The following is a 25,280-nucleotide window of genomic DNA, read 5'->3' on the forward strand; positions in this document are numbered from 1 at the left end:
CGATATGACACCGATTCCCACCATGCGGAACCGTGTAGGTCGTTATACGTCGCCCGGATCCGCCCCGAGCACAGTCCCGTGCCGCGAACGGTGGAGGCCGGCGGTGCGGCGCAGGGTGAACCGGTCGATCTCGGCGCCGTCGTTGCGCAAGGTCCGCACGGTCAGCGTCGTCCGGCGGCCGGGCCAAGCGGGCTCGACGTCGATGGCGAGAAACGAGTATCCGGTGTAGCGCACCCGCGACCAGGACACGGTCTCGGTCGCCTTCTCGCCGCCCTTGACCCAGTGGTACGACTCGAACTCCCCCGCGAACGTGTCGGGCACCGGGAAGCTGTAGAGGCTCTTCCCGCCGCCACCGCAGGTCGCGTACACGGTGCCGTCGCGATCCGGCTCGACGGTGTCGCCGATCTCGACCTCACGGGTCACCTTGCCCCCACGCAGGGCGTCGGTCCGCTCGTAGATGTGGTTGTGCCCGTTGATCACGAGGTCGACCCGGAACTCGTCGAACAGCGGGACCCACTGCTCACGGACGCCGCCCTCGGACGCGTGCTGGTTCGTCGTCGAGTAGGCGCAGTGATGGAAGAACACCACGACGAAGTCGACGTCCGGCTGCGATCGCAGGTACCGCAGGCGCCGCTTGAGCCACGCCGTCTGGGAGCCGTGCGAGTAACCGAGGTTGGCGGGAATCTCGTAGGAGACGTCGTTGGCGTCGAGCGAGATCACCCCGACGTTGCCCGTAGATGAACGAGTACACGCTGGGACAGTCGTGCGGACCGCCGCCGGGGAAATCCCAGCGCTTGAGCTGGCCGCCGTAGCCGTCCGGGGAGTAAAGGGCCTCCATGTCGTGGTTGCCGGTGGTGACCATCCACGGCACCGACGCCGCGACGCCCTCGATCTGGCGGTAGTAAGCATCCCAGACCTTGGGGTCGAAGAGATCGTGGTCCGCGTCGGGCTTGGACCCGGGCGGCTTGCCCGCACCACTCGGATCGGCGTACGCGATATCGCCGGCCAGCAGGTGAAAGCGCGGATTCTGTCCCGCGACGGCGCCGTCCTGCGCGAGCGCCGTCGTCGAAACGCCCTGGTCGCCGAACGCGGTGAACGTGAACTTGCCCGCCGGAACACCCCGCGCGGGCGCGGTGGTGAACGTCGAGATCGCGGCAGGCCCGCCGTCACCCGACGCCGGGTCGAAACCGTCGTGCCCGACGGCGTACCGATAGGTGTGGCCGGGCCAGAGGTGATCGGCCTCGGCGTGCAGGTAGTACTGGTCGTACGGCGCGATGACCCCGGCGACCTCGGAATGCAGCGCGCGGACCTCGGCCGGAATCCGGTGACTCCAGCCGCCATGACCGTCGGCTATCCGCAGGAACGGCTTCCGCACCGGCGCCGGCACCTGCCACGCGACCCGCATCGACGTCCGCGGATTCCGGCCGAACGCCAGATGCCGCCCCGCCGGGACGACCTTGTCGCCGTCGGCGTACGCGGTGCCCTGCAAGAGAGGCGGCCCGGCGGCGAGGAGGGCACCGGTTCCCTTGAGCATCGAGCGGCGGCTCAGGTACTCGTGTTGTTCGGCCATCGTGAGGTGCGAGGCCAGCGCGTCGGGCACGCCGACCCTGGGGATTTCCATGCGCGGGATACTCGCCGACGCAGATGTTCGGCTCGCGACGGCGAAACGAACGGGAGTGGTCGAGCTGCCCAGGACCGGCTCAAGGAATTCTCAAGCGGGCTTTACCCTTTCAGGCTTTCGCGAGGCCGCATTTAGTCGACTAATTGCGGCACGCTCGCTTTCCGCAACCTCCATGCGAGGCATAATCACCCTTCAGTGTTGTTCACACATTTCGCTTGTCGCTTAAAATTACGAACGCCTGTTCGATTGTTTTGCGGTATTCTTGAGAGGTGTCCGAGACCTTCCTTCCTGAGTTTCCGCAGGAGTTGTGGCGCGCCGGCAAGCTGGAGCTTGCCCATGGCGTGCAGCAGTCCTTGCAGGTGATTCGGATGGCTACCGCCGGGTTGGGGCAATACCTGGCGGAGATCGAGTCTCGGGGCATCAAAGACTTGTTCGGCTACGGTCGTACGGATAAGTGGTTCGCCGATATCGCGGGCTTGTCGGTCGGCGAAGCACGTGCGGTGGTAAACCGGGCCATCGCGTTGAACCCGACCCGGGCTCTGGATGGTACCGAGGTTCCCGCCATTGCTCCCGCGACCGCCGCGGTGGCCGCGGAGGGGTTGGTCGGGGACGAGCGGATCGATCAGATCCTGGAGATCCTGAAGAAGCTCCCCGCCGACACCTCCGCCGAGGACCGGGCGAGTGCGGAGAAGATCCTGGCCGACCTGGCCCCGAACGCCGGGCCACGACAGTTGGTGGACGCCGAAGCGAAACTGCTGGGCTGGCTGGACCCCGACGGCAACGAGCCCAAAGAGCCCGAGCCCAAGGAACCGCGCCGCGAGATCACCTTGGAGCGCCGGAAAGACGGCTTCTGGAAACTGACCGGTCTCCTCGACGACGAGACCGGAGCCCGCACCGCCGCCGCCCTGGAGGCCTACGCTCAGCCGCGCCCGGTGGACGAGTTCGGACAAGCGGATCTGCGGATGAAGTGCGAGCGCCTGGGTGATGCGTGGGTCGACATCCTGGACTTGGCGATCGCGTGCCCGGACCAGCCCGGCACCAGCGGCTACCGGACGTTGGTGAACGTCACCATCGGCCTTGAGGAACTCAAGTCGGGCCTCGGGACTGCGTGCCTGGACTTCGTCGGGACGATGACCGCCCGGGAAGCCCGGCTGGCCGCCTGCGACTGCCTAATGCTCCCGGTCGTGATGAGCGCCGCCGGCGAACCCCTCGACGTCGGACGACTACGGCGCTTCGTCACCCCAGGCCAGCGCCGGGCGTTGAACATCCGCGACGGGGGCTGCGCGTTCCCCGGCTGCCATCGCAAGCCGAAGAACTGCCACGCCCACCACATCGAGCACTGGGCAGACGGCGGACCGACAGATCTCCGGAATCTGGTGCTGCTCTGCGGATTCCATCATCGGTTGATTCATCACGGGGACTGGGAAGTACGAATGGCCGCCGATGGGTTACCGGAGTTCATCCCGCCCCAATACCGAGATCCGCTCCGACAACCCCGACGCAACACCCTCCACCACCGCTGAACCCCGAGGAGCCCGCCAGCCACACCGGCGACGGGCCCCTCGCCATGCCCGATGCTCCGTGAAGGCCTCCTTGCCTACCCTGAGGGTAGCGAAGGAGGCCTTCACTACCTGCCGGACAACACTGGGATCTCGACTGAAGTACATGAAGGCCCCCTTCCTTGAGGCTGACGCAAGGAAGGGGGCCTTCATGTACTCGGGAAGGTGCGAAGGTCGAGTTTCCTTGGCTAGGCCGAGGGAAGGGGTCCTTCACGCGCACCGTTGTGACTGGCAATGCCGCTGAGACCCGTGAGAGTGGCTCGTTCTGTGAAGGGCCCCTTGAGGGACCCAGAGTCCCTCAAGGGGCCCTTCACGGACCCGGCCGCCTCAAACCCCCGAATCAGCACCCGATACTTGCGTGACAGGACCGATGACGCCCGACCGGGTCATCCAACGCCCCGAAATCCACCCGATGATCCCCCAGCCACAGCGCATCTGGCCCCATGATCATCGAATCCGTCCGAATGCGAACCTAACGTTCGCCCCGGACGGTGCGCCGCAGCTTCGGCACCCGCTCGTACAACGTCCGCTCCGCTCCGTGCTGCGTCGGTTCGTAGTAATCCCGGCCGACCAGTTCGTCCGGTGGATACTGCTGTGCCAGCACGCCTTCCGGCACTTTCTGCGGATGCCGGTAGCCCTTCGCGTTGCCGAGTTTCTCCGCCCCCGCGTAATGCCCGTCCCGCAGATGCGGCGGCACCGTGCCGATTCGCCCGGACCGGACGTCGCTGAGCGCGGCGTCGATGCCGGTGATGACGGCGTTCGACTTCGGCGCCGTCGCCAGGTGCACGGTCGCCTGTGCCAGCGCGAGACGACCTTCCGGCATCCCGATGAACTGCACCGCGTGCGCCGCCGCGATGGCCGACTGCAGTGCCGTCGGATCGGCCATGCCGATGTCCTCGCTCGCGTGCACCACCAGGCGGCGGGCCAGGAATCGCGGGTCCTCCCCCGCTTCGATCATCCGCGCCAGATAATGCAGCGCGGCGTCCACATCGGACCCGCGGATGGATTTGATGAACGCGCTGATGACGTCGTAGTGCTGATCGCCATCGCGGTCATAGCGCACTGCCGCTTTGTCCACTGTGGACTCGACGATGGCGAGGTCGATCGTCTTGGCCTCGGTCGCGCTCGCCGCGTCGGCGGCCGCTTCCAGTGCGGTGAGCGCGCGCCGCGCGTCGCCGGAGGCCAGCCGCACCAGATGTGCCCGCGCGTCTTCGGTCAGGGTGAGTTCGCCGCCGAGACCGCGTTCGTCGGCCAGCGCCCGGTCGATCAACGCGACGATGTCGGCGTCGGTCAAGGGCCGCAACTGGAGCACCAGCGACCGCGAGAGCAGCGGCGAGACGACGGAGAACGACGGGTTCTCCGTGGTGGCGGCCACCAACAGCACCGTCCGGTCTTCGACGGCGCCGAGCAGGGCGTCCTGTTGTGTCTTGGAGAACCGGTGGACCTCGTCGATGAACAGCACCGTGTTCTCGGCGTTGTAGTTCCGGCGACGGCGGGCCTCTTCGATGACGCCGCGCACTTCCTTCACCCCGGCCGACAGCGCCGACATCGCCACGAACCGGCGGCCGGTCGCGGCCGAAACGAGGTTCGCCAGCGTGGTCTTGCCCGTCCCCGGCGGACCGTAGAGCAGCACGGAAGCGGGAGCCGCGCCTTCGACGAGCCGCCGCAGCGGCGCGCCCTCGCGCAGCAGATGCTGCTGGCCGACGACCTCGTCGAGCGACCGCGGCCGCATCCGCACCGCCAGCGGTGAGCCCGCCGGAACGGCGGTGTCCCTCGGCTCGGCCTGCTCCGGAGGCGGCCCGAGGTCGGGGTTCACGGTGAAGAGTTCGTCCTGTGCCACGGTGTCGACGGTAGCCGTAGCCACCGACGGTTCCGGCCACAGGTCAGCGCAGCCGCTCCCGGAACGAGTGCCACATGATCACGGCCGCGTACGGCACGAACTCGCGGCCCCGCCGCCACACCCACGGGACGCCCTTGAGCACCAGCCAGCCGACGTGCCCGGCGGTGCTCGGTTCGACCCCTCCCGAGCAGGTCAGGCTGACCGGCCGCGGCACCGCGAACCCGGCTTCGGCGAGCCGTTCGGTGAACCCGGTGGCCAGCATCCGATGCCCGAGTTCCGACGGGTGCAGCCGGTCGACGCTCCACGAGGTGAGGTCGTAGGCACCGGGCAGCAGTTCGAGGTCGAGGCACGGCACGCCCTCGCGCTCGACGACACCGGCGATGGCGGCGTTCAGTTCGGCCACCCGCTCGCTCAGCGCGCGCCGCAGCGACCCTGGGAGGCGGAACACCTTGCCGTGGTCGTGATAGCGCACGGGGACCACGGTGGTGCCGACGGCGGCCAGTGAACGGATCACCTCGGTGAGGTCCGCGGCGATCTTCTCGGCGCTGAAATCGGGGCGCAGGGTGTCGTTCATCCCCGCCACCACCAGCGCGACGTCCGGCCGGTGCGCCACGGCCGCGGGGAGCTGCTCCGTCAGCACGCATCCCATGCGCGCTCCGGTGAACGACGGGTTCAGGTAGCCGTCCGGCTCGACGCCCAGCGCTTCGGCGACGAGCGGGCCGACCCCGCGCCAGCCGCCTCGGTTCGGCAGCGGGTCGCCGAGGCCCACGGCCGTGGAATCGCCGAGCACGACCAGTCTGCGAGCGGACCGCGGTACGGCCGGGGCAGGAGAAAGGAGAGGTTCGGGACTCGGAGTGACTTCGACACTGATCACGGTCACGGTAGCCACCATCGGCCACGCAGACTCACCAGCGGTGATGCCTGGGTAACGCGACGAGGACGGTCGAGCGAAAAGTCCGTGCGGCGGCTACCGGAACGCCGGGTAGAAGGCGAGGTCCGCGTGCGGCCCCAGCCTGGCCCCGAGCGCCGCGGCGACCCTGGTGGCGTGCTCGGAGATGTCCGTGAGGCGGGCACGCAGCGATTGCTTGGCCAGTTCCCGCCACCAGGTGACCAGCGCGGCCTCCTGGCTGATCGGCGTGGCGTGCCGCTCCAGATCCAGCTCCGGGAGGATCTCCCAGGTGATCACCCACAGCAGGAGCAGCTGACCGTCCATCAGGTGCTCGGCCAGCGCGTCTTCGTCCGCGAGCCCCGGCCAGACCGAGACGACCTCGGACCGCCAGGCCGCGATCATCGCCTCGCTCATTCCCGGCGGCAGCGCCAGCGCGTCCGCGCTCGACGCGAACGGGAGCCGCAGGTACGCCACGTCCATCAGGGTGCTGCGCACCCGGCCGCGTTCGAAGTCGAGGAATCGCACCCCGTCGCTGGTCACGAGGTTGTTGTCCGGGCTGAGATCGACCGGGCTGAACGCGCGGTAAGACGGTGAGCCCGCCCGCTCGGCGACCTCCATGACCCGCCGTTGCACCGGCTCCGGGGTCTCGACGTCGAGCAGTTCCTCAAGCAGCCCCGGCAGTTGCGCGCAGACCGCGGGCAGCGGCGCGTCCTCGTTCTTGACCGGGCCGCCGAGACGGCGCAGCAACGCGTTGAAATCGGGTTCGCGGCTCGCCGTGCTCGCGTGCAGCCTGCCGAGCGACCGAGCCCAGGACAGCAGCGCGCGCTCGGCGCCGCGAGCGTCACGGGCGTGGAGCTTGTCGTGCAGCGTCGGGACGCCGCCGAGGTCCTCGATCACCAGGACGCGGTACCGGCCGTCGTGCGCCAGCAGCTCCGGGCAGATCCGGTCCTCCGGCGCGAGCGCGGTGAACAGCTGGTAGCTGACCGCCTCCTGCGCGAACGGATCCGGTCGTCCCGGTTCGGGTGGATCGGGGTAGTGCTTGATGACCAACGTGCGCGGCAGCGCGAACGGTGACGTCGCCACTCGCGCCCGCACGACCGTCGCCGGACCACTGCCGTCCAGGTCTTCTGGGGCTACGAGAGTGATCGCGCTGCCGAAGCGGCGCGAAAGGACCGACTCGCCGGCAGCGACCGCCGCTGCGACGGCGAGAGTTTCGGCTCCAGCTCCGACGGTCGAATCGTCGGCAGAGGAGGTATCGACTGTCATTGCCACCGACCCTACTCGTGACTGAGCAACCATGACCACTGAGATCCGGGCAATCGCGCGCACTGGCGCGATCTGGGACTCATCCGCGTGAAAGCGGACGTTCCGTCACCCTCGATCGTTGCCCACGACGGCGCAATGTCAGCACAATGGCCGCAGCTGCAACGATTCCGATGAGATTGACCAGCAGCTGACCGGCCGAATAAAGGCACCGTTCCCACTGACCGGCAACCGCCGCGACCACCGCGTAACCCGCCGCGGGAACCGTCGTCACCGAGATGAACACACCCACGAGCGCGGCGGATTTGGCCGAAGTCATGGAAAGCATCCCGGCCGCACCGGCGAGCAGTGCGACGATGAGCGACGCGATTCCCACCTGGTAAACGAAATCCACCTCGTGGTTGTCCAAGAGCTTGCTGACTTCGAGCACGCCGGTGGCGTTGCCCACCAGAACCACACCGAGGGTGATCACCATCGCGATCGGGAAGCCGCCGAGCAGCGCGACGGCGCCCTGCTTCACGAGATCTCCCCGCCGGAGCACCAACCCGACGGCGATGGCCGCGAGCGGGCCGAATTCCGGCCCCACGACCATGGCGCCGACGATCGTGACCGACGAGTTGGTGAGCACCCCGACCGACGCCAGCAGGCAAGCGATGGTCAGGAACGCCTGAAACGTCCAGGTGAGCCGGGACTCCTCGCCGGAGCGGCCGACGAGTTCCTGCCACACGACGGCGTCCGCGCCTTCGCCCGGCGCGGCTTCCTCAGCCTTGTCCGCGGCGTCGGACACCGCGGTGTCCAGCGCTTCCAGCGTAATGCCGCCGGTGTGGTCGAGATCGAGTCCGCACAGCGACTCGATGATCTCGTCGGTCGCCTCCCGGGCGATGTCCGCTTCGATCAGGTCGCCCTCGGGCGCGACCGCCACCCCGTGATGCACGACGAGGTGCGCGGTCCCGGAGTGTGCCCGCAGGATCCGGATCGCTTCCTCGGTCCGGTCCGGCGGGCACACGGCCCTGAGGTGGAGCATCAGTTCTTGACGGGCGGCGCGGGCTTGGCGTCGATGCCCGCTTCCTTGCGCTGCTCCGCCGTGATCGGCGCGGGAGCGGCGGTCAGCGGGTCGAACCCGCCGCCGGTCTTCGGGAACGCGATCACGTCACGCAGCGACTCGGCCTTGGCCAGCAGCATGACGATCCGGTCCCAGCCGAACGCGATCCCGCCGTGCGGCGGCGGGCCGAAGGCGAAGGCGTCGAGCAGGAAGCCGAACTTCTCCTGCGCCTCCTCCTCGCCGAGGCCCATCAGCTCGAAGACCTGCTTCTGCAGTTCCTGCTGGTGGATACGGATCGAGCCGCCGCCGATCTCGTTGCCGTTGCAGACGATGTCGTAGGCGTAGGCAAGCGCGTTGCCGGGGTCGTCGGCGAGTTTGCCGATCCACTCCGGGGTCGGCGAGGTGAAGGCGTGGTGCAGCGCCTTCCACTTGCCGCCGCCGACGGCGACGTCGTCGGACTCCTCGGCCGAGATGAACATCGGGAAGTCGACGACCCAGACGAACGACCAGGCGTTCTCGTCGATCAGGCCGAGACGGCTGCCGATCTCCAGGCGGGTGGCGCCCAGCAGGGCCCGCGCGTCGGCGGCCTTGCCCGCGGCGAAGAAGACGCAGTCGCCGGGCTTGGCGCCGACGGCTTCGGCGACCGTCTCGCGCTCCTTCTCCGACAGGTTCTTCGCGACCGGGCCGCCGAGCGTGCCGTCCTCGTTCACCAGGATGTACGCGAGCCCGCGGTGCCCACGCTGCTTGGCGAAGTCCTGCCAGGCGTCGAGGGTGCGGCGCGGCTGGTCGGCCCCGCCCGCCATCACGACGGCGCCGACGTACGGCGCCTGGAACACACGGAACGGGGTGTCGGCGAAGAACGCCGTCATGTCGGTGAGCTCGAGGTCGAAGCGCAGGTCCGGCTTGTCCGAACCGTACTTTTCCATCGCCTCGGCGTAGGAGATGCGCCGGAACGGCCGGGGGATCTCGGCCCCGATCAGCTTCCACAGCGCCGTCACGATGTCCTCGCCGAGGGCGATGACGTCGTCCTGCTCGACGAAGCTCATCTCGATGTCGAGCTGGGTGAACTCCGGCTGCCGGTCGGCGCGGAAGTCCTCGTCCCGGTAGCAGCGCGCGATCTGGTAGTACCGCTCGAGCCCGCCGACCATGAGCAGCTGCTTGAACAGCTGTGGTGACTGCGGGAGCGCGTACCAGGAACCGGGCTTGAGCCGGGCCGGGACCACGAAGTCGCGAGCGCCCTCGGGGGTGGAACGGGTCATCGTCGGGGTCTCGACCTCGACGAACTCCTGCGCGTGCAGCACCTCGCGGGCGGCGCGGTTGACCTCGCTGCGCAGGCGCATCGCGGCCGCGGGGCCGCTGCGGCGCAGGTCGAGGTAGCGGTGCTTGAGGCGCACCTCCTCACCGACGTCGACCCGGTCGTCGATCGGGAACGGCAGCACGGCGGCCTCGGACAGCACCTCGAGCTCGGTGACCAGCACCTCGATCTCACCGGTGGGGATCTCGGCGTTGGCGTTGCCCTCGGGGCGCTTCGAGACCTCGCCGACGACGCGGACGCAGTATTCGGAGCGCAGCTGGTGGGCGCGCTCGGCCATTTCGCCTTCGCGGAAGACGATCTGGCTCACGCCGCCGGCATCGCGCAGATCGATGAAGATGACGCCGCCGTGATCGCGCCGCCGAGCCACCCATCCGGTGAGGGTGACCGTCTGACCGGCGTGCTCGGCACGCAAGGTGCCGGCTTTGTGGGTGCGAAGCACTGCGGGTGCTCTCCTTCGGCATCACGATTCTGCGATTCGACGGCTTTTCGCCGACGTCAAAGGCTAACGAATCGCCCCGGATGCCTCGCGACCAGGTACAAGCCCGGTGTCTTCAGGGGCTGTGGGCGGAGCCGAGGTCTTGCCCGGAACGTGACCATAGGCGTGAACCCGCCCGGCCGAAGGCCCCGCTATCGCGGTGGCAGGGCGCCTTCACCACCTTCACGACGTGAAAGACCAGATTGCGCCCTGCCGACGTCGATCGCGGACGCGGGTTCACCTGCCGACGCTCAGAGCGTCGGCCAGGACTCCAGCGCCGCGACCATCCGCCGGGTGTGCGCCAGATAGTCGCGTACGGACAGGACCCGGCCGTCGATGTTCTCCAGCAGCCAGCCCGAGGCCGCCTCCTTCGACGCGAAGAACTGCGTGCAGACCAGCGCCTCGACGTAGTCCTGGCCGAGCGCGAGGTCGATCCCGGACAGCCGCGACGCGGCGACGACGGCGTGCGGCGGATCGACGCTCAAGACCCTCTCGCGGGTGAAGTGGACGCGGACGCGTGCTCCGGTCGCCGGGCAGACCGAATCCGCGTGCACCGGTTCACCGGTGGCGACGGCCAGCAGGAACAGGTCGACCCGGTACCGGTCGGAGCCCGCGCGCTCGGCCGGGCGCGAGCCGCGGTCCATCACGACCAGGCCGTCGCGGATGACGAAACCCATCAGATCCATCAGGCGGTGGGCTTCGTCCGGGGCCATGCCGACGGTGGCGGCGAGTCTGCCGATGGCGATGGGGTGTCTGCCCGCTCTGGTCAGCTTGGTCGCGGCCCAGGCGATGCGGACAGCGGCGGTGCGATCCGTACGGGTGGTCAACAGGCACCTCCTCGCCTTCGTCCCTTTGAGATTAAGCACGAAACGGATTTCCGCCAAGTCACTGCGCCGAACGGCCGAATCCGTTGCGCGGTAAGAAAATCCACAGCGCACACCGCGCAACGGGAAGACCTTCCGGTGCGACGCGGGAAGAGCGGACTTTCGGCCACTTGAGGCGAAAGTGACGCGTGAGGTGTGGTCGGGTGGGTCGTGGGTGTTTTGGGTCGTTAGAGCCAAGGGTGTCTTAGGTACCTATGTGGTTCCGGCTGCGGTTGATGCCAGGCCGGTCCGTGAAGGACTCCGGCCAGAGGCGCTCACGTGAGCTTTCGCGGTCGTGGGGATGTCGTGAAGGGCCCCTATGAGACGTCGAAGGTCTCAAAGGGGCCCTTCACGACACACCGGCCCGCCTCAGCCTGGGCCGAGGCTCGCCAGAACGACACTTACCACTCACGAGGACCTACATGTTGATCATATGTCCCGCAAGACCGTGCACGGCTTCCTTGACCGCTTCCCCCAAAGTCGGGTGAGCGTGCACGTTCCGCGAAATCTCGTGCACCGTCAGGTCCCACTGCTGCGCCAAGGTGAGCTCCGGCAGCAGTTCGGTCACCTCGGGGCCGATCAGGTGCGCGCCCAGCAGCTCGCCGTGGGTGGCGTCGCTCAGGATCTTCACGAAGCCGACGGCTTCGCCGAGGCCGTGTGCCTTTCCGTTGGCGGTGAAGGGGAACTTCGCCACCTGGACGTCGAAGCCCTTTTCGCGGGCCTGTTCTTCGGTCCAGCCGAAGCTGGCGATCTGCGGCTGGCAGTAGGTCGCGCGCGGGATCATCACGAAGTCGAGTTCCATGGTCTCGGCGCCGGCGATGGTTTCGGCGGCGACGACGCCCATGGACTCCGACGCGTGCGCGAGCATCAGTTTCGCGGTGACGTCGCCGATAGCAAAGATGTGCGGGACGTTGGTGCGACCGCGCGAGTCGATGGCGATGGCGCCGCGGTCGGTCAGTTCCACGCCGGTCTTGTCCAGGCCGTATCCCTCGACCCGCGGCTGGAAACCGATGGCCTGCAACACCTTGTCCGCTTCCAGGACGCGCTGTTCGCCGTTCTTCGACACGGTCACCAAGACCTGCTCGCCGGTGTCGTCGATCGTCTCGACCTTCGTGGAGGTCAGTACCTCGATGCCGAGCTTCCGGTAGCGACGCGCGAGCTCGGCGGAGACCTCGGCGTCCTCGAGCGGGACCATGCGGTCGAGGTATTCGACGATGGTCACCTTCACGCCGTAGTTGTGCAGCACGTAGGCGAATTCGACGCCGATCGCGCCCGCGCCGGCGATGATGATGCTTTCCGGCAGTTCGTTTTCCATGATCTGCTGTTCGTAGGTGACCACGCGGTCGCTGCGCGTGGTTCCCGGCAGCAGGCGCGCGGTGGCGCCGGTGGCGATCACGCAGTTGTCGAAGGTGACCCGCTCGCCGTTGACCTCGATGGTGTTGGCGTCGACGAAGGTGCCGTGCCCGTCGTATTCGGTGATCTTGTTCTTCTTCATCAGGAAGTGCACGCCCTTGACGCGACCGTCCGCGACCTTGCGGCTGCGGTCGAAGGCGGCCTGGTAGTCGAAGCTGACCTTGCCTTCGACCTGGATCCCGAATGATTTCGCCTCTTTGGTCACGATGTGCGCGAGTTCGGCGTTGCGCAGCAGTGCCTTCGACGGGATGCACCCGACGTTGAGGCAGACCCCGCCCCAGTATTTCTCCTCCACGACCGCCGCGCTCAGCCCCAGTTGCGACGCCCGGATGGCGGCCACGTAACCGCCGACCCCGGCGCCCAGGACAACGACGTCATAATGTGCGCTCATACTTCGAAACCTACCCCTGACCGGGACGATCCGAAGGGTGAGACTGCCTACTCAGGGCGGGAGCCGCGGATCCCGATCAGCAGGTCGGTCACCGCGGTCATGATCCGTTCGGTCGCCTCCTCCAGCACCTCACGCGACGGTGTGTGCGTCACGAGGTCCGAGAGATCCACCGGCGGACCGGCGACCAGGTTCACGGTCTTGCGTGGGAAGGCGCGCGGGAGCACGGCGTCGGACGGCAGCAGGTGGTGCGTGCCCCAGTTCGCCAGCGGGATCACCGGGACCCCTGTCTCCAGCGCGATCCGCGCGATTCCGGTCTTGCCGCGCATGGGCCACCCGTCCGGGTGATCCGTGAAGGTGGCTTCCGGGAAGATGGCGACGCATTCACCCTCACGGACGGCTTTGACGGCGTCGCGGTACGCGTCCGACGCGGTGGCCGCCCCGCGGTAGACGGGGATGTGCTTGCCGGAGCGCATGACCGAGCCGATGACGGGCGCGTCCCACAGGCTCGCCTTCGCCAGGTAGCGCGGCACGCGGCCGTGCGCGAGGCAGTACGCCGTCACGGTCGTCGGGTCGGCGAAGGACAGATGGTTCGACGCGACCAGGAAGCCACCCGACGCGGGCAGGTGCTCGCCGCCGCGCACCCGGAACCGGGTGAACAGCACCAGGAACGGCCAGACGACGTTGATCGCGAGGCTGTACCAGGCGCCCCGGCCGGCGCGGGCGAAGCGCCGGCCGAAGGCGATCATCTGGCGGAACGTCAGCAGGTCACCCGAAACGGGGCTCAGCGCGGTCCAGCGTTCACGGGGTCTCAGCACCATGGACGTAATTCGTAGCCGAACCAGGCCCGGTTCGGCTGAAACCACGCGCGAACGCGGCGCGGATCACACGCGCTCGAGGACCACCACGGGGATCTCACGGTCGGTCTTCTTCGCGTACTCGTTGTAGTCCGGCCAGACGGCGGCGAGCTTCTCCCACAGCTTCGCGCGCTCCTCACCCTCCAGGGTCCGGGCCCGCGCAGTGAACCTGTCCGCCTTGACCTGGGCCTTGACCTCGGGGTTGGCCTGCAGGTTCTTGTACCAGCCCGGGTCCTCCGGCGCGCCGCCCTTGGACGCCACGATCACCGGGTTGCCGTCGTCGTCGAACTGGTAGATCAGCGCGAACTTGCGGTCCTCGCCGGTCTTGCGGCCCTTGGTGGTGAGGACGAGGCAGGGCGCGCCCTTCTCCCAGTCGTGGCCCACCTCGCCGTCGGTCTCTTCGTAGCGACGGACGTGCTCGTCACCGAAAAGCATGTCTGCGTTCCTCTCCTCGTCCTGGCGTGTACCGGCGCCCTGCCAGTCTGACGCGAATCGGTCGGTCGCGCTGATCAACTCGTGCAGGGTGCCGGGCTCGTCGAACGCGTGACCCGAGTCGCCGACCATCTTCAGTTCCGCGGTCGGCAGCACCTGGCTGAGCTCCCACGCGGTGATGGCCGGGGTGACCACGTCGTAGCGTCCCTGGACCAGAACGCACGGGATGTCCCGGAGCTTCCCGGCGTCGCGCAGCAGCTGGTCCTCGGCCAGCCAGCCGCCGTGGCGGAAGTAGTGGTTCTCGATCCTCGCGATCGCGAGGGCGAACGAGGGATCGGTGAACCCGTCGATCACCTCGTCCCGCGGGCGCAGTTTGACCGTTTCCCCCTCCCAGCGGCTCCACGCGATCGCGGCGGGCCCGTGCACGGCGGGATCCGGATGGCTCAGCAGTTCGTGGTACACCTCGATGAGGTTCTCCTGACGGCGCGAGAACGGCACCGGCGCCAGGAACCGCGACCACGCCTCGGGAAAGAGGTACGCCGCTCCCCCGCCGTAGAGCCATTGCAGTTCCTTCACCCGCAAGGTGGCCACGCCGCGGAGGACGAGTTCCGTGACCCGCCCGGGGTGGGTTTCGGCGTAGGTCAGCCCGAGCACACTCCCCCACGAGCCGCCGAACACCATCCAGTGTTCGATGTCGAGATGCTCGCGCAACCGCTCGATGTCGGCGACCAGATGCCACGTCGTGTTGACGATGAGATCCGCTTCCGGCGTGGCGCAGTTCGGCGTGCTGCGCCCGCAGCCGCGCTGGTCGAAAAGCACGATCCGGTACCGCGCGGGATCGAACAGTCTGCGATGTCTGGCGCTCGAACCGCTTCCGGGGCCGCCGTGCAGGAAGATCACCGGCTTGCCATCGGGGTCGCCGCATTCCTCCCAATAGATCTCGTTGCCGTCACCGACAGGCAACATCCCTTGGACGTAAGGTTCGATTTCCGGATAAAGGCCGAGCATGTCCGCCACTATGCCCCAAACGCCAGCTTGGAGGATCGATGAAGGCCCGCCCCCACGTGACGCTGGAAGATGTGGCCCGCACCGCGGACGTCTCGCTCGCGACCGCGTCCCGCGTACTCAACGGCACCGCCACCGTCCGAGGGGATCTCCGCGAACGAGTGATCGCCGCGGCCTCCGAGCTGTCCTATACCCCCAATGCTCACGCTCAGGCATTGGCCGGTGGCTCACAGCCCACCGTAGGCGTGATCTGTCACGACGTCGGCGATCCGTATTTCGCCGCGATCGCCGGCGGGGTCATGCGGGTGGCGAGTGAAAACGATCTTCTGGTGATGCTCGCGAGCACGTTCCGCGATCCGGCCAAGGAGGTCGCCTACGTTTCGACGCTGCGTGCCCAGCGCGCGTCGGCCATTCTGCTGATCGGTTCCGCGTTCGAAGACAAGGCGTGGGAAAAGGCGATGGCCGCCGAACTCGAACCGTACCGGCGCGGCGGCGGGCATGTCGCCGCGGTCAGCAGGCACCGCGGGCTCAAAGTGGACACCGTCCAGCCCGACAACCGGGGCGGCGGCACCGAACTGGCGAAGGCACTGCTGGGCATGGGGCACCGCCGGTTCGCCGCGCTCGCCGGGCCGAGGAGCCTGACCACCGTCGTAGACCGTCTCGACGGTTTCGCCGCGGAACTGCTGGCGCAGGGCGTCGAGCTGGCCGAGGACGACATCGCCGAGGCGGCGTTCACCCGCGACGGCGGCTACGAGGCGATGGAGAAGATCCTCGCCCGGCCGCGGAAACAGTGGCCGACCTGCGTGTTCGCGGTGACCGACGTGATGGCCATCGGCGCGATGTCGGCGCTGCGCGACGCCGGCGTCTCCATCCCCGGCGAGATGTCGATCGCCGGTTTCGACGACATCCCGGTAGTGCGCGATCTCACGCCGGCGCTGAGCACGGTCGCGCTGCCACTGGAGAAGCTGGGCGAGCGGGCCATGGACCTGGCACTCAAGGCCGCCCCCGGCACCCGGCCGCGGATGGTGCGGATGTCCGGCGAGGTCGTCCTGCGTCGCAGCACCGCCGCTCCCGCTCGCTGAAACCCTTGTGTGCGGCCCACGAGGTGACTTAACGTGGCACGAGAAAGCGCTTTCTCACCCCGTGCCACGGAGACCCGATGACCTTGATCGCCCTGCCCACCGCCGACGGCGGCCTGGTGGAGTGGACGCCGCGAGGGGCGGAAACGCCCGCGAAACCGGCCTCGCCGCCGACCTCCCGGATCGCTTACGCGGCAGCACACGTCGTCGCCGACCCGCTCGCCCCCGCCGATCCCGAAGAAGGCGCCGTGCTGGACTGGGACACCACGCTCGCCTTCCGCGAGCACCTGTGGTCCTGCGGTCTCGGCGTGGCCGAAGCGATGGACACCGCACAGCGCGGGATGGGCCTGGACTGGGACACCACCAAGGAGCTCATCCGGCGCACCGGGGCGCTCGCCGCCGGACGGCCGTGGGTGGCGGGCGTCGGCACCGATCAGCTTCCCGGCGGGGAGACCACCGCCGAGTCCATTGTGGACGCCTGGCGCGAACAGCTCGACCTGGTCGGCGAGGCCGGGGCGATCCCGGTCGTGATGGCCAGCCGCGCGCTGGCCGCGTCGGCGTCCGGCCCCGCGGATTACCATGCCGCGTACGGGAAACTGCTCTCCGGCGCCGACCGTCCGGTCCTGCTGCACTGGCTGGGCGAGCAGTTCGACCCGGCACTGGCGGGGTACTGGGGCCACGGTGACGTCCGTGAGGCCGCCAAGGAACTGGGCAGGCTCTGTGCCGAGCACGCCGACGTGATCGCCGGGGTCAAGGTCTCGGTGCTCGACGCGTCGATCGAGACCGAGTTCCGCCGGGCGCTACCCGAAGGCGTCAAGTGCTACACCGGCGACGACTTCAACTACCCGGAACTGATCGCCGGGGACGATCAGGGCCACAGCGAAGCACTTCTGGGCATTTTCGACGCCGTCGCGCAGGTCGCCGGCGCCGCGCTCGCCCGGCTCGACAAAGGCGACAAAGCGGGTTTCCACGGCCTGCTGGACCCGACGGTGGCGCTGAGCCGCGCCATCTTCCGTGCACCCACCAGGAACTACAAGACCGGTGTCGTGTTCCTCGCTTACCTCAACGGGCACCAGGAGCACTTCCGGATGGTCGCCGGCCGCGAGTCGGCCCGGTCCATCACGCATCTGGCCGAACTGCTGCGCCTGGCCGACGCCGCCGGGGCGTTCGCCGACCCGGATCTCGCCGTCGCGCGGATGCGTCCGCTGCTCGCCGCGGCGGGGGTGGCCTGATGGACCGGTTGAGCCTGAACCAGATCACCACCAAGGCGTGGTCGCTGCCGGAAGCCGTCGCGGGCTGCGCCGAGGCGGGTGTCCGCTGGATCGGCCTGTGGCGGGACAAGGTCGCCGAGACCGGCGTCGAAGAGACCGCGCGGCTGCTCAAGGAGTACGACGTCGGCGTGTCGTCGTTGTGCCGTGGCGGTTTCTTCACCGGGATCACCCCGGAAGGGTCTCCTGTGGACGGTGTCGCGCAGACCAGGGAGGCGATCGACGAAGCCGCCGCGCTGGGCGCCGACGTCCTCGTCCTGGTCGTGGGCGGGGTGAACGGCGACCTGGCGTCGTCGCGGCAGCGGGTCGCGGACGCGGTCGGCGAACTGGCGCCGTACGCCGGTGAGCGCGGGGTCCGCCTCGGTCTGGAACCGCTGCACCCCATGCAGTGCGCCGAACGTTCCGTCCTGTCCACTGTGGAGCAGGCGCTGGCGATCGCGCTGGAACATCCGGCCGAGCAGGTCGGCGTGATCGTCGACGAGTTCCACGTGTGGTGGGATCCGCGGATCGAGGAGTCGATCGCCGCGGCGGCCGGGCGGATCGCCGGCTTCCACGTCTGCGACCAGAAGGTACCGCTGACCGACACCCTGCTCGGCCGGGCGCTGCCCGGTGACGGCCCGATCGACCACCGGCACCTGAAGGCCTGCGTCGAGGCAGCCGGGTACACCGGGCCGATCGAGGTCGAGGTGTTCGACGCCGATCTCTGGCGCCGTCCCGGTGGCGAAGTGCTCGCGGAGACCATCACGGCCTACCGGGACCACGTTTCCTGACGAAAGTAAGGGGCACTCGCTGCCCAAGGTCCGCTGTCGGGGCGGCCGTGGTTTCCTACCGTTCGCGGCATGAAACCACGGCTGCTCTGGTGGCTGGGCACAGCGCTGCTCCTGCTCGCCGTCCACACCGACTGGAACGTCCCGCTCGCAACGTGGGTGTTCCCCGTCTTCCTGCTCCGCTACGCCCGTCAGGTGCCCGTGCGGCGCGCGATCCTGATGGTGGGCTTGTCCCTGCTGATCGGGCAACTCTTCTGGCTCGGTGTCACCGGCCTGCTGTTCGTGCTCTCCGCGCTGCTCACGTTCACCCTGCTCGCGGTTTTGCAGACGACGGCGTTCCTGGCCGATCGCCTGCTCGCCGACCGTGCCGGGGTGTTGAGGACATTGGTGTTCCCGGTGACGCTCGTCGCGGGCGAGTACCTCTTCACGGTGATCACCGGCTTCGGGGATTTCGGCGCGCTCGGCAGCACCCAGTCCGGGAATCTGCCGCTGCTCCAGACGGCGTCTGTGACCGGCGTATACGGCCTCACCTTCGTCCTCGCGTGGTTCGCCTCGGTCGCGAACACGGTTTGGGCGGAGGGGTGGCCGCGGGCCAAGCGCACGGTCCTCGTCCACGTTTGCCTGCTCGGCCTGGTGTTCGCCGCCGGTGGCGCGCGGTTGCTGTTCGACGCTCCCACGACGAAGACGGTGCGGATCGCGGGGATCAGTCCCTCGGCCGAGGCCGACCGGTCGAGTTCCGACGCACTGGAGCGGATCGGGGTGAAATATTGGCGAGCACAGGAGGTCGGCGCGGCGGATCCGGCCGCGGTCGGCGCCGCCTTCGCCCCGGTCACCGAGGATCTCGTGGCCAGGACCCGGCAGCAGGCGTCCGCGGGGGCGAAGATCGTGCTCTGGCCGGAAACGCACGCCAGGGTGCTGGAACGCGATCAGGCGGCACTGCTCAGCCGGGTCGGCGCCGAAGCGAAACAAGCGGGCATCCACGTCGGCCTCGCGTACGCGCTCTACACCGCGCAGGCGCCTTACATCCGCAACCTGGCCGTGCTCGTCGGGCCGACCGGCGAGGTGTCGTGGACCTACGACAAGACGCATCCCACGCCGATGGAACCGATGACTCCCGGTCCGGGCATCGTCGCAGGCGCGGATTCGCCGTACGGACGGCTCGCGACGGTCATCTGTTACGACGCGGACTTCCCGGGCCTGATGCGCCAGGCCGCGGACAAGGGAACCTCGCTCATGCTCGTCCCCGCCAACGACTGGCCGGGATTCGGCTCGCTGCACGCGGAAAAGGCCACCTTCCGCGCGGTGGAGAACGGTTACGCGCTCTTCCGGCACTCCACCCACGGGAATTCCACAGCCGTGGACAGCCAAGGGCGTGTGCTCGGGCATGCCGACTACTACCGCACGGATCAGCAGACGCTCGTCGCGGATCTTCCGGTCCAGTCGCGAACACAGACCGTGTACGGCCATGTCGGTGACGTGTTCGCCTGGTTGTGTCTCGCGGCGGCCGCGCTCTGTCCTTTATGGACATATCGAAGGAACCGTTAGCGCTCTGTTACGGAAGAGGTGGTGTTCGTAACGTCTCAGCCGAAAAGAACAGTGTTCAACGGTTAAGCTGCCCCGCATGCCGAAACTGCTGGTGGTCGAAGACGACGACGCGATCGGCGGTGTCCTCGAATCGACGCTCCGTCTGCACGGCTACGAGGTTTCCTGGCAGCGCGACGGCCGCACCGCACTCGCGGCCGCGGCGGAGGGCGACATCGACTTCGTCCTGCTCGACCTCGGCCTGCCGGATCTGGACGGGGTCGAGGTCTGCCGTCGGCTGCGGGCGGAGCTGCCCGGCGCCGTCCTGGTCATCCTGACCGCCCGGCAGGAGGAGATGGACGTCGTCGTGGGCCTGGAGGCAGGCGCCGACGACTACCTCACCAAACCCATCCGCCTCGGTGAACTGCTCGCCAGGGTGCGGGCGCATCTGCGGCGCGGGACGGCTCCGCCCGAAAGCAAGCCCTCGATCGCCGTCGGCCATCTGCGAGTGGACACCGCCGGACGGCGGGTCAGTGTCGGTGGACGGGAGATCCCGTTGCGGGCCAAGGAGTTCGACCTGCTCGCCCGGCTGGCCGAGCAGCCGGGTGTCGCGGTCAGCCGGGACACCCTGATGTCGGAGGTGTGGGACGCGCACTGGTACGGCTCCACGAAGACCCTGGACGTGCACATCGCCGCGCTGCGCCGGAAACTGACCGAGTCGGCGCCCACGCCTGAGCAGGCGCCGCGGATTTCGACCTTGCGCGGCCACGGGTACCGCCTCGAACAGCCCTTTGAAGGTTAGGTCGTGTCCGGTAAGTCTGTTCGATGGGCTTCGTGATCCAGGTGGTTCCTGACGGTGCGGGCGGATCGGCCTCGTACCGGGTCGTACTCGGCCGCATCCGCCCGTGCCGTCAGGAACCACCTGGGCGCGAAGACCGCGAACATGACTTACAGGACACGGCCTAGTAATCGCGCAGGTCGGAGACCTCGTCGCGGGCGGCGAGCTGCGCGATCCGCGCCGACGCCGCCACGCACGAAACGATCACCACCGCCGCCAGCAGTCCGAAGTACCCGTGCGGCGGAGGCACTCGTTCCAGGCGCGCGAGGACGACGAACAGGATGCCGAGCAGGTGCCCTCCGAGCAGGCCCCCGCCGGCGACCACCAGCGCGTCACCCGCGATGAACGCCGCCACCTGCCGCCGTTTCCCGCCGAGCGTGCTCACGATCAGCAGGTCGCGGCGGCGTTCGTTGAGCGCCGCCCCGAACGACGGCCCGGCCGCGGCGGCGGCGAGGATCAGCGACACGATCAGGTCGACCTTGGCCTCGCCGCAGCCGTCCTTGGTCAAGACGGTCGAGATGGCGAACGCCACGGCCAGCGCGACCAGCACCACCGACCGCGCCAGCAGCGCGCTCCGCCACGAAATGGACAGCGCGAGCACGCCCGCCAGCCCCGAGACGAGCGGCCGGAGTATTCCGCCGATCGCCCGCTTTCCCTTCCGCAGCCCCAGCTCCACCAACCGCCACAACAGCATCGTGCCGCCTGCCCAGCCGAACAGCGGCCAGACGAAGGCGAGCGCGAGCAGGAGGAAGTCGAGGCCGTAGGGCGACCACCATGGCGGCCCGTCGTCGGCCGGGACGAAATACCACTCGCGCAGCACCGGAGGCAGGACGGCGAGCGCCGCGACGAGCGTCCCGGCGAGCAGCAAGAGAACGATTTCCCGGACGAGCGCTACGCCGGAGCCGGTCGAGAAACCACAAGCCAGTGACAGGGCGACCCCGACCAGGCCGCCGGCCAGCCCCGAGGCCGTGGCTTCGGCGGCGGCCAGCCCGAGTACCTGCCCGCCGGTGGCCCCGCGGGCGCGCAGCAGGTCCTGATCCGCCCGCAGCACCCGCGCCGAAGGAGTGGCCAGCAGCACCACGAGCACCATCGCGGGCACCCATCGCGGCGCCAGAGTCCCCGTCAAGCCGTGCACCGCGAGCAACGTGGTCACGATCGCGACCCCGGCCGCGGGCACGCCGAGCCTGGCGGGGCGCACGCGCGCGAGCCCGCCGACCCACAACGCCATCGCCGCCATCATCGGTCCCGCACCAGCTTCCCGTCGACCATCGCCCACTGTTCGCCGAACAGCCCGGCCGGGGCCGGTTCGGCGGTGGCCACCAGCAGTCCGGCGGCCAGCCGGTCCGCGGCCTGCACGAGCCTGCCGAGGAGCCGCTCCCCCGCGCGCTGGTCCAGCCAGCCCGCCGGGTCGTCGGCGAGGATGAGTTTCGGTGCGGGCGCGAGCGCCCTGGCCAGGACGGCGAGCCGGATCTGCTCACCGGTCAGGTCGCGAGGCGCCTTCTTGGCGAAACCGGCGAGGCCCACGAGCTCCAGCGCGCCGTCGACGGCGTCGCGGACCGCGGTGCCGGTGCGGCCCGCGAGGACCAGCGGCAGGGCGACGTTGAGCCGGACGTCGAGATCGCGCAGCAGCCCGCCGTCCTGCAGCACCAGCCCGATCAGGTCGGGCCCCGGCGGCGACGGCTCGAACGCGGGCCACTCGATGGTGCCCGCCGTCGGCTTCTTCATCCCGGCGAGCACGTGCAGCAGCGTGGTCTTCCCGGCACCGGCCCTGCCGGTCACGACCGCGCGGGTCTCCGCGCGGATCACGCAGGTGACGCCGTGCACGGCGACCACCGCGGTCAGGCCGGAACCGTAGGTGTGCGCCAGCTCGTCGGTGCGGACCAGTGGCGGCGTCACGCCACTCTCACGATCCGGTGCGCCGCCGCGGCGATCTCGTGGTCACGGGTCGCCACGACGACGGCCGTCCCGCGGGCCGCGACCGCGCACAGCAGATCCATGAGTTCGAGCGCGGCGAGCCCGTCGAGTTCGCCTGCCGGTTCGTCGGCGACGACGACCCCGGGCGCTCCGGCCAGCGCGACGGCGACCCCGGCCCGCGCGCCTTCCAGCGGCGACAGCGTGTCCGGATAGGTATCACCTCGGCCTGCCAGTCCGACCAGTTCGAGCAGGTCGCCGGCGTCGCGCAGGGAGCGGCGGCCGGCGAGCCTTCCCGCCAGCACGACGTTCTGCCCGACGGTGAGATGGCCGAAGAGGTTCCCGCGCCTGAGCAGCACTCCGACATCGGGAGAACCGGCGGGGGCGTCGCCACTTCCGGCGGGCAGCACGGCCACACACTCGCCCGGGACGGCGAACCGGACGAGGGGGACGGATCCGGGCCCCGGGCCTGCCATGACGGCGGCACGTCGGCGCATGGCCCCAAGGTAAAGCGAACGGGGTCAACATCGCCTTGATCTCAGGTCAACGGACGGCAAAATATCGCGTCGAGTGGGTGATCCTCTCCCTCGTCGGCCACACTCTGTCCGTGCGCCGCCGGATCGTCACCCTCACCGTGCTGGCCGCGGTGCTGGCGATCACCCTCTTCGGAGCCCCGCTGGCCATCGCGGTCGCCAGATTCCACGAGGGCAACTCGACCCACGACCTCGAACGGGTCGCCGACACGGTCGTGCTCGACGTGACCGGCGATCTCGCCAACGGCCGGGTCCCGGAGCTCCGGCCGATCAAACCGGACAAGGACCACATCCGCGGGATCAGGGTCGCGGTCTACACCCCGACCGGCAGGCTCCTCGCCGGTAACGGCCCGGCCAGCGAAGACCGATACGTCCGCGAAGCGCACTACACCGACATGGCGACCGGGACGCGCGAAGACGAGGTCGTCCTTGCCGTCCCGGTGCTCAGCGGGCAGTCGCTGGTCGGCGTGGTCCGCGCCGCCCACCCCCGGTCCGAACTGGACGCCCAGATCCGGCTGACCTGGATCAAGATGATCGTGCTCGCCGGGCTCGCGATCGGGGCCAGCTGGCTGATCGGGCGCCGGATCGCCACCCGGCTGGCGCGGCCGCTGGAGGATCTGGCCGCCACCGCCGAACGCCTCGGCGAGGGCGACTTCACCGCCCGCGCCCGCCGGACGGGGGTCCGCGAGATCGATCAGGTCGCCGAGGCGCTCGACGTCACGTCCGAGCGGATCGGCGAGACACTGGAACGCGAGCGGACCTTCTCCTCCGACGCCTCCCACCAGCTGCGGACGCCGTTGACCGGCCTGCGCCTGCAACTCGAGGCGGCGCTGGAGAGCCCCGATCGCGACCCCTACGCGACGATCCGCGACGGCATCGCGTCGGCCGACCGGCTGGAACGCACCATCGACGACCTGCTGGCGCTGGCCAAACAGACCAGGGCGCCGCGTGCGCTGCTCGACCTCGGCAAACTTTTCGAAGAGGTCCGCCAGACCTGGCACGGCCTGCTCGCCGGACGCGGCCGCGCGCTGCGGATCAGCGGACGCGAGGCCCTGCCGGCGCGGGCGGCGGACGCGGCCGTACGGCAGGTGCTCGCCGTGCTGCTCGACAACGCGGCGACGCACGGACGCGGCACGGTCACCGTCCTCGCCCGAGACGCCGGGGACGCGCTGGCCATCGACGTGAGCGACGAGGGCACGATCGAGGACGGTCATGATCCGTTCGTGACCGGGGAACGGTCCGAAGAGCGCGAAGGGCATGGGATCGGGCTGCGGCTGGCGCGGAGCCTCGCCGAGGCTGAAGGCGGGCGGCTGCGGCTGACCAGCCCGTCGCCGGCGACGTTCACGCTGCTCCTGCCCGCCGAACGCCCGCCACGGTAAAGGCGGGTTCACGCGTCGGGTCCATTCGACGAGGCCGTCCTCAGCTCCGCCAACAGGCTCGTAAGAAGGCCCGGGCCTGGCGAGCTAGGGGGGGTTACTCGCCAGGCCGGGCCGGTAGGAGGCAAACGCGCCCCGACAGCGCGCACGGCATGCCACCTGAATGAAGACGGTAAAGACCAGCGGGCCAACAGACGGTACACGCCGGATTAACTGACACTTTGCTTTTTCATGTCACAGCAATACGGCCGTTGTGCGGCCGGGCTGAATCGATCGTGGGAAGATTGACCGCATGACCACCGAGCCGGCGCCGAGATGGCGGAGACTGGAACCGGACGAACGCAAGGAGCAGATCTTCGCCTGCGCGGCCCGCCTTTTCGCGGACCGTCCCTACTCGGAAGTGTCCACTTCGGACATCGCGGCGGCGGCCGGGGTCGCCAGGGGGTTGATCAACCACTACTTCGGCACCAAACGTGAGCTGTACCTGGAGATCATCCGCCGCGCGCTGACCGTGCCGAGGCTCGCCGTCGACATCCTGCCGGAGGGCCCGCTCGAACTGCGCGCCGACGTCGCCATCGACTGGTTCCTGGACATGGTCACCAGCCAGGAGAAGATGTGGCTGGCCGCGATCGCGCCGGAGGGCATCGGCCGGGACCTCGAGGTCGAACGGATCCTCGAAGAGGCCGATCGCGAATCGGCCGACCGGGTACTCGAAGCCGTCGGCCTCTCCCGCGAGAGTGAACACGGGCAGGAGCTGAACGCGCTGGTCCGCGCGTTCGGCGGGATGGTCAAGGCGGCGGGCCGCGAATGGCTCGTCCGCGGTTCGCTCGACCGCGCGCAGGTGCACACGCTGCTCAGCAAGTCACTGGTCACGCTGGTCGGCGAGGTCTTCCCCGAGATCCAGCGCGCCGCCCCGCGTCACGGATAGGCGCTGTCCGGTAGTCGAGGGGGAAGGCGAACTTGGCGGGTTCGGTGCCGGGGGTCGTGAGTGGCGATTCGGGTTCTAACCCGAATCGCCACTCACC

At 69.0% G+C, this 25,280-nt stretch carries 22 protein-coding genes; 8 read left to right on the top strand and 14 right to left on the bottom strand.

All coding sequences use genetic code 11. The features are described 5' to 3' along the window. Positions 1 to 42 precede the first annotated feature (42 nt). Together DL991_RS43520 and DL991_RS31495 are read right to left on the bottom strand one after the other, a co-directional pair. Positions 43 to 585 carry a hypothetical protein gene (locus DL991_RS43520; protein WP_233599086.1) on the bottom strand — a complete coding sequence of 181 codons (543 nt, stop codon included), beginning with the start codon at positions 583 to 585 and terminating at the stop codon, positions 43 to 45. Beyond that, a complete protein-coding gene (locus tag DL991_RS31495; RefSeq protein WP_233599087.1) occupies positions 521 to 1,621 on the bottom strand; it encodes a metallophosphoesterase family protein in 1,101 nt (366 codons plus the stop codon). Before DL991_RS31495 ends, DL991_RS43520 begins: the two co-directional genes overlap by 65 nt. Before the next feature lie 269 nt (positions 1,622 to 1,890). Between DL991_RS31495 and DL991_RS31500 the strand changes: the two genes are divergently transcribed. Then, positions 1,891 to 3,144: an HNH endonuclease signature motif containing protein gene (locus tag DL991_RS31500; RefSeq protein WP_125787997.1), complete on the top strand. Its 1,254-nt coding sequence runs from the start codon at positions 1,891 to 1,893 to the stop codon at positions 3,142 to 3,144. 508 nt (positions 3,145 to 3,652) lie between these two features. On the opposite strand, the gene DL991_RS31505 is transcribed toward DL991_RS31500, so the two are convergent. The 9 genes from DL991_RS31505 to pip form a co-directional block, all read right to left on the bottom strand. After that, on the bottom strand, positions 3,653 to 5,020 hold the full coding sequence (locus DL991_RS31505; protein ID WP_125787998.1) for a replication-associated recombination protein A: 1,368 nt from the start codon (positions 5,018 to 5,020) through the stop codon (positions 3,653 to 3,655). Between the two features lie 43 nt (positions 5,021 to 5,063). Further along, on the bottom strand, positions 5,064 to 5,912 hold the full coding sequence (locus DL991_RS31510; protein ID WP_125787999.1) for an SGNH/GDSL hydrolase family protein: 849 nt from the start codon (positions 5,910 to 5,912) through the stop codon (positions 5,064 to 5,066). Between the two features lie 75 nt (positions 5,913 to 5,987). Continuing rightward, entirely contained in the window at positions 5,988 to 7,175 is a 1,188-nt protein-coding gene (locus tag DL991_RS31515) for a phosphotransferase (protein WP_125788000.1), read from the bottom strand. A 79-nt stretch (positions 7,176 to 7,254) separates the two neighbouring features. Beyond that, positions 7,255 to 8,196, bottom strand: a complete 942-nt coding sequence (locus DL991_RS31520; protein WP_125788001.1) for a DUF389 domain-containing protein — start codon at positions 8,194 to 8,196, stop codon at positions 7,255 to 7,257. Continuing rightward, complete coding sequence (gene aspS, locus DL991_RS31525; protein WP_125788002.1) at positions 8,196 to 9,968, bottom strand: aspartate--tRNA ligase; 1,773 nt, start codon at positions 9,966 to 9,968, stop codon at positions 8,196 to 8,198. Before aspS ends, DL991_RS31520 begins: the two co-directional genes overlap by 1 nt. A gap of 287 nt (positions 9,969 to 10,255) precedes the next feature. Then, positions 10,256 to 10,831 carry an organomercurial lyase gene (gene merB / locus DL991_RS31530; protein WP_125788003.1) on the bottom strand — a complete coding sequence of 192 codons (576 nt, stop codon included), beginning with the start codon at positions 10,829 to 10,831 and terminating at the stop codon, positions 10,256 to 10,258. Between the two features lie 454 nt (positions 10,832 to 11,285). After that, positions 11,286 to 12,671: a dihydrolipoyl dehydrogenase gene (gene lpdA, locus DL991_RS31535; RefSeq protein WP_125788004.1), complete on the bottom strand. Its 1,386-nt coding sequence runs from the start codon at positions 12,669 to 12,671 to the stop codon at positions 11,286 to 11,288. Positions 12,672 to 12,718: 47 nt separating this feature from the next. Beyond that, a complete protein-coding gene (locus tag DL991_RS31540) occupies positions 12,719 to 13,489 on the bottom strand; it encodes a 1-acyl-sn-glycerol-3-phosphate acyltransferase (protein WP_125788005.1) in 771 nt (256 codons plus the stop codon). Between the two features lie 63 nt (positions 13,490 to 13,552). Further along, positions 13,553 to 14,965, bottom strand: coding sequence for a prolyl aminopeptidase (pip, locus tag DL991_RS31545; RefSeq protein WP_125788006.1), 1,413 nt, complete (start codon positions 14,963 to 14,965; stop codon positions 13,553 to 13,555). A gap of 38 nt (positions 14,966 to 15,003) precedes the next feature. On the opposite strand from pip, the gene DL991_RS31550 reads away from it, so the two are divergent. The 5 genes from DL991_RS31550 to DL991_RS31570 all read left to right on the top strand — a co-directional run bounded on the left by DL991_RS31550 (position 15,004) and on the right by DL991_RS31570 (position 20,399). Next, positions 15,004 to 16,044, top strand: a complete 1,041-nt coding sequence (locus DL991_RS31550; RefSeq protein ID WP_125788007.1) for a LacI family DNA-binding transcriptional regulator — start codon at positions 15,004 to 15,006, stop codon at positions 16,042 to 16,044. 77 nt (positions 16,045 to 16,121) lie between these two features. Continuing rightward, positions 16,122 to 17,273 carry a dihydrodipicolinate synthase family protein gene (locus tag DL991_RS31555; protein WP_199754145.1) on the top strand — a complete coding sequence of 384 codons (1,152 nt, stop codon included), beginning with the start codon at positions 16,122 to 16,124 and terminating at the stop codon, positions 17,271 to 17,273. Further along, on the top strand, positions 17,273 to 18,079 hold the full coding sequence (locus DL991_RS31560; RefSeq protein ID WP_125788008.1) for a sugar phosphate isomerase/epimerase: 807 nt from the start codon (positions 17,273 to 17,275) through the stop codon (positions 18,077 to 18,079). The genes DL991_RS31555 and DL991_RS31560 overlap by 1 nt, the downstream gene beginning before the upstream one ends. A gap of 69 nt (positions 18,080 to 18,148) precedes the next feature. Then, positions 18,149 to 19,621 carry a nitrilase-related carbon-nitrogen hydrolase gene (locus DL991_RS31565; protein ID WP_125788009.1) on the top strand — a complete coding sequence of 491 codons (1,473 nt, stop codon included), beginning with the start codon at positions 18,149 to 18,151 and terminating at the stop codon, positions 19,619 to 19,621. Positions 19,622 to 19,697: 76 nt separating this feature from the next. Then, the gene (locus tag DL991_RS31570) at positions 19,698 to 20,399 is read left to right on the top strand and encodes a response regulator transcription factor (RefSeq protein WP_125788010.1); all 702 of its coding nucleotides are present in this window, start codon (positions 19,698 to 19,700) and stop codon (positions 20,397 to 20,399) included. A 160-nt stretch (positions 20,400 to 20,559) separates the two neighbouring features. Here the strand turns inward: DL991_RS31570 and DL991_RS31575 are convergent, their stop codons facing one another. The 3 genes from DL991_RS31575 to DL991_RS31585 are packed head-to-tail and all read right to left on the bottom strand — an operon-like array spanning position 20,560 to position 22,843. Beyond that, on the bottom strand, positions 20,560 to 21,663 hold the full coding sequence (locus DL991_RS31575) for an ABC transporter permease (RefSeq protein WP_233599091.1): 1,104 nt from the start codon (positions 21,661 to 21,663) through the stop codon (positions 20,560 to 20,562). An 8-nt stretch (positions 21,664 to 21,671) separates the two neighbouring features. After that, a complete protein-coding gene (locus tag DL991_RS31580) occupies positions 21,672 to 22,331 on the bottom strand; it encodes an ATP-binding cassette domain-containing protein (protein ID WP_125788012.1) in 660 nt (219 codons plus the stop codon). Beyond that, positions 22,328 to 22,843, bottom strand: coding sequence for a lipoprotein ABC transporter ATP-binding protein (locus DL991_RS31585; RefSeq protein WP_233599093.1), 516 nt, complete (start codon positions 22,841 to 22,843; stop codon positions 22,328 to 22,330). The genes DL991_RS31580 and DL991_RS31585 overlap by 4 nt, the downstream gene beginning before the upstream one ends. A 77-nt stretch (positions 22,844 to 22,920) precedes the next feature. Between DL991_RS31585 and DL991_RS31590 the strand changes: the two genes are divergently transcribed. Continuing rightward, on the top strand, positions 22,921 to 24,258 hold the full coding sequence (locus DL991_RS31590; RefSeq protein ID WP_125788013.1) for a HAMP domain-containing sensor histidine kinase: 1,338 nt from the start codon (positions 22,921 to 22,923) through the stop codon (positions 24,256 to 24,258). Between the two features lie 289 nt (positions 24,259 to 24,547). Further along, entirely contained in the window at positions 24,548 to 25,183 is a 636-nt protein-coding gene (locus DL991_RS31595; RefSeq protein ID WP_125788014.1) for a TetR/AcrR family transcriptional regulator, read from the top strand. Positions 25,184 to 25,280: the final 97 nt, after the last annotated feature.

The organism is Amycolatopsis sp. WAC 01375 (assembly GCF_003947325.1).
GTDB lineage: Bacteria > Actinomycetota > Actinomycetes > Mycobacteriales > Pseudonocardiaceae > Amycolatopsis.

Coding starts and splice junctions, on each gene's coding strand:
- DL991_RS31495 (WP_233599087.1), bottom strand. CDS start 1,621: ATGGAAATCCCCAGGGTCGGCGTGCCCGACGCGCTGGCCTCGCACCTC.
- DL991_RS31510 (WP_125787999.1), bottom strand. CDS start 5,912: ATGGTGGCTACCGTGACCGTGATCAGTGTCGAAGTCACTCCGAGTCCC.
- DL991_RS31515 (WP_125788000.1), bottom strand. CDS start 7,175: ATGACAGTCGATACCTCCTCTGCCGACGATTCGACCGTCGGAGCTGGA.
- DL991_RS31520 (WP_125788001.1), bottom strand. CDS start 8,196: ATGCTCCACCTCAGGGCCGTGTGCCCGCCGGACCGGACCGAGGAAGCG.
- lpdA (WP_125788004.1), bottom strand. CDS start 12,671: ATGAGCGCACATTATGACGTCGTTGTCCTGGGCGCCGGGGTCGGCGGT.
- DL991_RS31540 (WP_125788005.1), bottom strand. CDS start 13,489: ATGGTGCTGAGACCCCGTGAACGCTGGACCGCGCTGAGCCCCGTTTCG.
- pip (WP_125788006.1), bottom strand. CDS start 14,965: ATGCTCGGCCTTTATCCGGAAATCGAACCTTACGTCCAAGGGATGTTG.
- DL991_RS31550 (WP_125788007.1), top strand. CDS start 15,004: ATGAAGGCCCGCCCCCACGTGACGCTGGAAGATGTGGCCCGCACCGCG.
- DL991_RS31555 (WP_199754145.1), top strand. CDS start 16,122: ATGACCTTGATCGCCCTGCCCACCGCCGACGGCGGCCTGGTGGAGTGG.
- DL991_RS31560 (WP_125788008.1), top strand. CDS start 17,273: ATGGACCGGTTGAGCCTGAACCAGATCACCACCAAGGCGTGGTCGCTG.
- DL991_RS31565 (WP_125788009.1), top strand. CDS start 18,149: ATGAAACCACGGCTGCTCTGGTGGCTGGGCACAGCGCTGCTCCTGCTC.
- DL991_RS31570 (WP_125788010.1), top strand. CDS start 19,698: ATGCCGAAACTGCTGGTGGTCGAAGACGACGACGCGATCGGCGGTGTC.
- DL991_RS31575 (WP_233599091.1), bottom strand. CDS start 21,663: ATGGCGTTGTGGGTCGGCGGGCTCGCGCGCGTGCGCCCCGCCAGGCTC.
- DL991_RS31585 (WP_233599093.1), bottom strand. CDS start 22,843: ATGCGCCGACGTGCCGCCGTCATGGCAGGCCCGGGGCCCGGATCCGTC.
- DL991_RS31595 (WP_125788014.1), top strand. CDS start 24,548: ATGACCACCGAGCCGGCGCCGAGATGGCGGAGACTGGAACCGGACGAA.